This window comes from Citrobacter sp. wls826, assembly GCF_005281245.1.
GTDB classification, from domain to species: Bacteria; Pseudomonadota; Gammaproteobacteria; order Enterobacterales; family Enterobacteriaceae; genus Citrobacter; species Citrobacter braakii.
On record NZ_SZWS01000053.1, the window covers coordinates 241245 to 248063 of the forward strand.

The 6819-nt window shown below is 52.6% G+C and carries 6 protein-coding genes and 2 pseudogenes; 5 read left to right on the forward strand and 3 right to left on the reverse strand.

All coding sequences use genetic code 11. From position 1 onward, the window contains the following. Positions 1–42 precede the first annotated feature (42 nt). The 3 genes and pseudogenes from FDW87_RS22585 to yhhY all read right to left on the reverse strand — a co-directional run. A pseudogene (locus FDW87_RS22585) lies at positions 43–154 on the reverse strand (hypothetical protein); the annotation flags it as partial. Continuing rightward, positions 149–1030, reverse strand: a pseudogene (locus FDW87_RS23305) (hypothetical protein); the annotation flags it as partial. The pseudogenes FDW87_RS22585 and FDW87_RS23305, both read right to left, overlap by 6 nt. A 46-nt stretch (positions 1031–1076) precedes the next feature. Next, positions 1077–1565 carry an N-acetyltransferase gene (gene yhhY, locus FDW87_RS13620; protein WP_016154824.1) on the reverse strand — a complete coding sequence of 163 codons (489 nt, stop codon included), beginning with the start codon at positions 1563–1565 and terminating at the stop codon, positions 1077–1079. Between the two features lie 456 nt (positions 1566–2021). On the opposite strand from yhhY, the gene FDW87_RS13625 reads away from it, so the two are divergent. From FDW87_RS13625 to gntU, 5 genes are all read left to right on the forward strand, one after another. Beyond that, positions 2022–3059, forward strand: coding sequence for an oxidoreductase (locus FDW87_RS13625; protein WP_046274517.1), 1038 nt, complete (start codon positions 2022–2024; stop codon positions 3057–3059). A gap of 123 nt (positions 3060–3182) precedes the next feature. Then, complete coding sequence (gene yhhW / locus FDW87_RS13630) at positions 3183–3878, forward strand: quercetin 2,3-dioxygenase (protein ID WP_003023472.1); 696 nt, start codon at positions 3183–3185, stop codon at positions 3876–3878. A 223-nt stretch (positions 3879–4101) separates the two neighbouring features. Beyond that, the gene (gene gntR / locus FDW87_RS13635) at positions 4102–5097 is read left to right on the forward strand and encodes a gluconate operon transcriptional repressor GntR (RefSeq protein WP_016157654.1); all 996 of its coding nucleotides are present in this window, start codon (positions 4102–4104) and stop codon (positions 5095–5097) included. Positions 5098–5238: 141 nt separating this feature from the next. Next, positions 5239–5769, forward strand: a complete 531-nt coding sequence (gene gntK / locus FDW87_RS13640) for a gluconokinase (RefSeq protein ID WP_003023475.1) — start codon at positions 5239–5241, stop codon at positions 5767–5769. Continuing rightward, positions 5769–6819, forward strand: a 1051-nt coding sequence (gene gntU, locus FDW87_RS13645; protein ID WP_252363169.1) for a gluconate transporter, incomplete at its 3' end; no start/stop codon positions are given. The genes gntK and gntU, both read left to right, overlap by 1 nt.

Here is a 6819-nt window from a genome sequence, read left to right on the forward strand (position 1 = left end):
GGCCCAATGGCAGTTATCATAATTCATTGTCTCCAGGTAACCTTAGCTTCGTGTTGTTTTGCTCTCTTCGTAGTCTTGTAAATATTTCTCCAGCGGCCAGGCAGTGCCTAAACCAAAGATTTCGCCGCTATCTTTTATCGATGATGAATGGCGCATATCGCTGCAGCGATTCAGACCAGCGGAATATTTGGCTGCTTTTATCCTGCAGGTTTACGCGCTCTAAATCATAAAAACCGTGTGTTTTTGCCGAACGTATTTTGAGGATATATTTACTTTCGCTGATGTCGTGCTGTCTTGTACCGTCTTTATTCCACTCTCCGGCGATGTCCGTATATTGATAAACAAGGTCGGAATACACGTTGATTATCCTGTTATCTTTGATCGCATAGAGCTCCAGCACTTCATAAAATGCGCCGCCGCCGGAATACGCCTCAGAGTATCCACCGCGCACCCCAAACGCTAGCGTATCGGGTGCGATCCGGTACGGTGCCAGATCCAGTTTTGTATAATAGGCCAGTGGTCTGACGGACTCATCATCGCTCTCTTTTTCGGCGGTTTTATTCCACTCAGAGAGTTGGTTTAATGGTTTTTCCGAGCGTGCAAGCGGCGTTAGCTGTTGGTTCTGCCAGGAAAAAACGCCGAGATATAATTTATTGGCGCGCCCGTTGCTGTAGTTTTCCGGACAGTTGTTATCCGCGTATTTCTTTGCCTGCCCGGCGTCGGCCGGATTGTCGGCGAAACAGGCGATACCGATATATTTGCCGTCTTTGCCCCAGGCTTTGGCACCCGTGAGGATCAGGTTGTCAGGATCTTCATTCGGCGCAACCCAGGCAATCCACGCGTTCTCAGATAATCCCTGTGGAAGCTCGCCAAATCCTTTGGCTGGGGTTGCTCCCGCCATTTGCTCAGCAAAAATCTGTTTACCTTCCGGGTGTTGAATGGCGCTGGGCACGGAATCGAGATTTTGTACGGTAGTGGCGAAAGCAGGGGAGAGTGCTGCCAGCAACACCAGGAGAAGGTACTTTTTCACTCTTGCGTCCTTTCAATAAGAAGGGCGATAAGACTCGCCCTTACATTTATTTCATACGCGCCATAAAGTAGGCATCAACGTATTCACCATTGCGCAGGCCGTATTTCTTACCTGTGCCTTCGATTTCAAAGCCGTATTTCTTATACACCGCCACGGCCGGCTCATTATCAACAAATACCGTTAGCTCAATACGCTCGACGCGCAGCCAGTTGTCGCACATGTCGATCATCGTGCGAATCAACGCGCTGGCAACGCCGCGATTGTGCCACCGTGCATCCACGCAGATACCAAAATCAGCCACGTGGCTGCGACGCGGGCGTTGCGCGACCTCAATACAGAGATGCCCCACGACGATATCGTCAATACAGGCAACCAGTTGTTTGACCCCGGCTTGCTCGGTTAGCCTCGCTTGCCACATCTCGAGGGAAGGATGAGGAACCTGTAGCGTGTTGTGGTACACCTCCGGCTGGGCGTGGATCTGACGAATTGCGTCGTAATCTTTCGGTTCAGCGTGGCGTATCACTATCTCACTCATTCCTTATCTCCAGCAGGGTTAATTGTGTATTTACACTCGCTGAGAAAGAAAATTCCGTCAACTGCATTTTTTTGCAAAAAGAAGTAGACAAGTGCGAATGAGAATGATTATTATTGCTCTGCGTTCAGGGGAACCCCTACGGAGAACCTGAAAGCACGACATTGCTCACATTGCTTCCAGTATTACTTTAGCCAGCTTTTGCTGGCTTTTTTTTTGAGGTTTTGTGTCTGCCTGGCTTACTTGCCATTTCGTCCCCGGGAAGTGCTCGTGCTCCTCACGTACATTTAGTACGCTCCGGGCCCTGCGCGCTTGCCGTGAACAAACTGCCTGCGACGCCGACGGCCGATCCTGTCGCCCTGTGGTGCAGTTCAAGCGCCATCCGGCAAAGAATCCAACATTCAGTCTCCAGCCGCTTTGCGCTATGGTGTAGACAATCACCTTCGAAAGGATCGTCTCATGACCTTACACTGCGCATTTATTGGTTTTGGTAAAAGCACCACTCGCTACCATTTGCCGTACGTCCTCAACCGCAAAAATAGCTGGCATGTCGCGCACATTTTTCGCCGCCACGCCAAGCCGGAAGAGCAGGCGCCACAATATTCACATATTCACTTCACCAGTGACCTTGACGAGATCTTAAACGATCCGCAGGTGAAGCTGGTGATCGTCTGTACCCATGCTGACAGCCATTTTGAATACGCTAAACGCGCGCTGGAAGCGGGTAAAAACGTGTTGGTTGAGAAACCCTTCACGCCGACGCTTGCGCAAGCAAAAGCACTGTTCGAACTGGCGCAAAGCAAAGGGCTGACCGTTACGCCATATCAGAACCGTCGTTTTGATTCCTGCTTCCTCACCGCTAAAAAAGCGATTGAGAGCGGCAAGCTCGGTGAAATTGTTGAGGTTGAAAGCCATTTCGATTACTACCGCCCCGAGGCGGAAACCAAGCCGGGACTGCCGCAGGACGGCGCATTCTATGGTCTGGGCGTACACACCATGGATCAGATTATCTCGCTGTTCGGTCGTCCCGATTGCGTGGCCTATGACATCCGCAGCCTGCGCAACAAAGCGAACCCGGACGATACCTTTGAAGCACAGCTGTTCTACGGCTCTCTGAAAGCCATTGTTAAAACCAGTCACTTGGTGAAAATCGACTATCCGAAGTTTATCGTTCACGGTACCAAAGGCTCGTTTGTGAAGTACGGCATCGACCAGCAGGAAACCAGCCTGAAGGCCAATATCATGCCAGGTGAGCCAGGTTTCGCTGCTGACGATTCCATTGGGATGCTGGAGTACGTCAATGATGACGGCCTGACGGTAAAAGAAGAGGTGCAGCCGGAAGTGGGGGATTACGGTCGCGTCTATGATGCGCTTTACCAGACGCTAACAGCCGGTACGCCTAATTACGTCAAGGAATCTGAAGTTCTTACCAATCTGGAACTCCTCGAACGCGCCTTTGAACAGGCTTCTCCGGCGACGATAACTCTCGCCAAATAGCCTGCGCAGACTCCTCTGGGCTTGTTCATTTTTTTTGAACAGAGGAGTCAATTTTCACCCTCTATGATCCCCGGCGGATTGAGTCCACACTTACTCCATCGAAAACATCTGGGGGTGAACACAATGATCTACTTACGCAAAGCTAATGACCGTGGCCACGCTAATCATGGCTGGCTCGATTCCTGGCATACCTTCTCTTTTGCCAACTACTATGACCCAAACTTTATGGGGTTCTCGGCACTGCGCGTGATTAACGATGACGTGATCGACGCAGGTCAGGGCTTTGGTACTCATCCCCATAAAGACATGGAAATCCTGACTTACGTGCTGGAAGGCGCGGTGGAACATCAGGACAGCATGGGGAACAAAGAGCAGGTTCCGGCCGGTGAGTTCCAGATAATGAGCGCCGGGACGGGGATCCGTCACTCGGAGTACAACCCGAGCAATACTGAGAAGCTGCATCTGTATCAGATTTGGATCATGCCGCAGGAAAACGGTATTACCCCACGCTATGAGCAGCGCCGTTTTGATGCCGCTCAGGGTAAACAACTGGTGCTGTCGCCAGATGCCCGTGATGGTTCGCTGAAAGTGTACCAGGATATGGAGCTGTACCGTTGGGCACTGGTCAAAGATGAGCAGTCGGTGCATCAGATTGCCGCTGAACGCCGCGTCTGGATCCAGGTAGTAAAAGGTAACGTGACAATTAACGGGACCAAAGCGACCACCAGCGATGGTCTGGCAATCTGGGATGAACAGGCCATTTCTATTCATGCCGACAGCGACAGCGAAGTGTTGTTGTTTGATCTGCCGCCAGTATAAAAATACACGGCATCCTTCAAGCTGCATCTGTGTTGGCTTTCCTCGCTCACCCCGGTCGCGTACTTAATGTACGCTCCCGGGGATTTACTGCGTCGCCGCCTTGATGCAACTCGAATGATTTTGTGTATTTATCACAATAAAAAACTCCTTTTTTTCTCTGCGAAGGTTCACGCACGTCCGTGGTAAACTGGGGGAATCTATCCCTTTTTAACGCTTCAGGACGATGAAAAAGAAAAGACCCGTACTTCAGGATGTAGCCGACCGCGTGGGCGTAACCAAAATGACGGTCAGCCGCTTTTTGCGTAACCCGGAGCAGGTCTCCGTGGCGCTGCGGGGCAAAATTGCCGCTGCACTTGATGAGCTGGGTTATATTCCCAATCGCGCTCCTGATATCCTTTCTAACGCCACCAGCCGCGCTATCGGCGTGCTGTTACCGTCTCTTACTAACCAGGTTTTTGCTGAAGTGCTACGCGGCATTGAGGCTGTCACTGACGCTCATGGTTATCAAACCATGCTGGCGCACTACGGCTATAAGCCTGAGATGGAACAAGAGCGTCTGGAATCAATGCTGTCGTGGAATATTGATGGCCTGATCCTCACCGAACGTAGCCATACGCCCCGTACGCTGAAAATGATTGAGGTTGCCGGTATCCCGGTGGTTGAGCTGATGGACAGCCAGTCCCCATGTCTTGATATTGCCGTGGGCTTCGACAACTTCGAAGCCGCGCGTCAGATGACAGCCGCTATCATCGCCCGCGGGCACCGTCATGTTGCCTATCTTGGCGCACGCCTTGATGAACGTACTATCATCAAACAGAGAGGCTACGAGCAGGCAATGCGCGATGCCGACCTGGTGCCGTACAGCGTGATGGTGGAGCAGTCTTCTTCCTACTCCTCCGGTATTGAACTTATCCGTCAGGCGCGGCGTGAATACCCGCAGCTCGATGGTGTCTTTTGTACCAACGATGACCTGGCGGTAGGAGCGGCCTTCGAATGCCAGCGTTTAGGGCTGAAAATCCCTGATGACATGGCGATTGCCGGATTCCACGGTCACGACATCGGGCAGGTGATGGAGCCGCGTCTGGCGAGCGTGCTCACGCCGCGTGAACGCATGGGCAGCATTGGCGCAGAACGTCTGCTGGCGCGCATCCGCGGTGAAGCCGTCACACCTAAAATGTTAGATTTAGGTTTCACCTTGTCACCGGGCGGATCTATTTAAGCCAACAAGTTTGAAGTAGCTCACACTTATACACTTCGAGCACGAATGGATATTGCTTCTCTATTTATCCGGCTGGACAATGTTACCGATAACAGTTACCCGTAACAATTTCCTGATTCTTGTACCAGTGGGGGCAACGCTTTGAGCACGACTAATCATGATCACCACGTTTACGTTCTGATGGGCGTATCGGGCAGCGGTAAATCTGCTGTCGCCAGCGAAGTGGCGCATCAACTGCAGGCCGCGTTTCTTGATGGCGATTTTCTCCATCCGCGCAGCAACATCATGAAAATGGCTTCTGGTGAGCCACTCAACGATGACGACCGCAAACCGTGGTTACAGGCGTTGAATGACGCCGCCTTTGCGATGCAGCGTACCAACAAGGTTTCGCTGATCGTCTGTTCCGCCCTGAAAAAAGTCTACCGCGACCAGCTACGCGACGGTAACCCGAACCTCTCTTTCATCTATCTGAAAGGGGATTTTGACGTTATCGAAAGCCGCCTGAAAGCGCGTAAAGGCCACTTCTTCAAAACGCAGATGCTGGTGACCCAGTTTGAAGCGCTGGAAGAACCGGGTGCGAATGAAAACGATGTACTGGTGGTCGATATCGATCAACCACTGGACGGTGTGGTCGCCAGCACCATTGAGGTTATTAACCAGGGCAGTAAGTAGTGAGTACATTAACGCTTGTTTTAACAGCAGTAGGGTCCGTTTTATTACTGCTGTTTTTAGTGATGAAGGCGCGTATGCACGCCTTCGTTGCTTTGATGGTGGTATCCATTGGTGCAGGTCTCTTTTCCGGTATGCCGCTCGATAAAATCGCGGCGACCATGGAAAAAGGGATGGGAGGCACGCTCGGTTTCCTGGCGATTGTTGTGGCGCTGGGGGCGATGTTCGGCAAGATTTTGCATGAGACCGGAGCTGTCGATCAGATTGCCGTCAAAATGCTGAAATCCTTCGGTCACAGCCGCGCACATTATGCGATTGGCCTGGCCGGTCTGATTTGCGCGCTGCCGCTGTTCTTTGAGGTGGCGATTGTGCTGCTGATTAGCGTGGCATTCTCAATGGCGCGCCATACGGGGACGAACCTGGTTAAGCTTGTGATCCCGCTGTTTGCGGGCGTAGCGGCTGCTGCGGCATTCCTGCTGCCTGGGCCTGCGCCGATGCTGCTGGCCTCTCAGATGCACGCCGACTTTGGCTGGATGATCCTGATTGGCCTGTGTGCCGCGATTCCGGGCATGATTATCGCCGGGCCGCTGTGGGGGAATTTCATCAGCCGTTACGTCGAGCTGCACGTACCGGAAGATATTTCCGAGCCGCATCTGGGCGAAGGCAAAATGCCATCCTTTGGCTTCAGCTTATCGCTTATCCTGCTGCCGCTGGTTCTGGTGGGGCTGAAAACTATCGCCGCACGCTTTGTTCCGGTCGGTTCTACAACCTATGAATGGTTCGAGTTTATCGGTCACCCGTTTACCGCGATTCTGGTTGCCTGTCTGGTGGCGATTTACGGTCTGGCGGTGCGCCAGGGCATGCCAAAAGACCGCGTGATGGAGATCTGTGGTCATGCGCTGCAGCCGGCGGGGATTATTCTGCTGGTGATTGGTGCGGGCGGTGTGTTTAAACAGGTTCTGGTTGATTCTGGCGTCGGTCCGGCGCTGGGCGAAGCGTTAACCGGTATGGGCCTGCCGATTGCCATCACCTGCTTCGTGCTGGCGGCGGCGG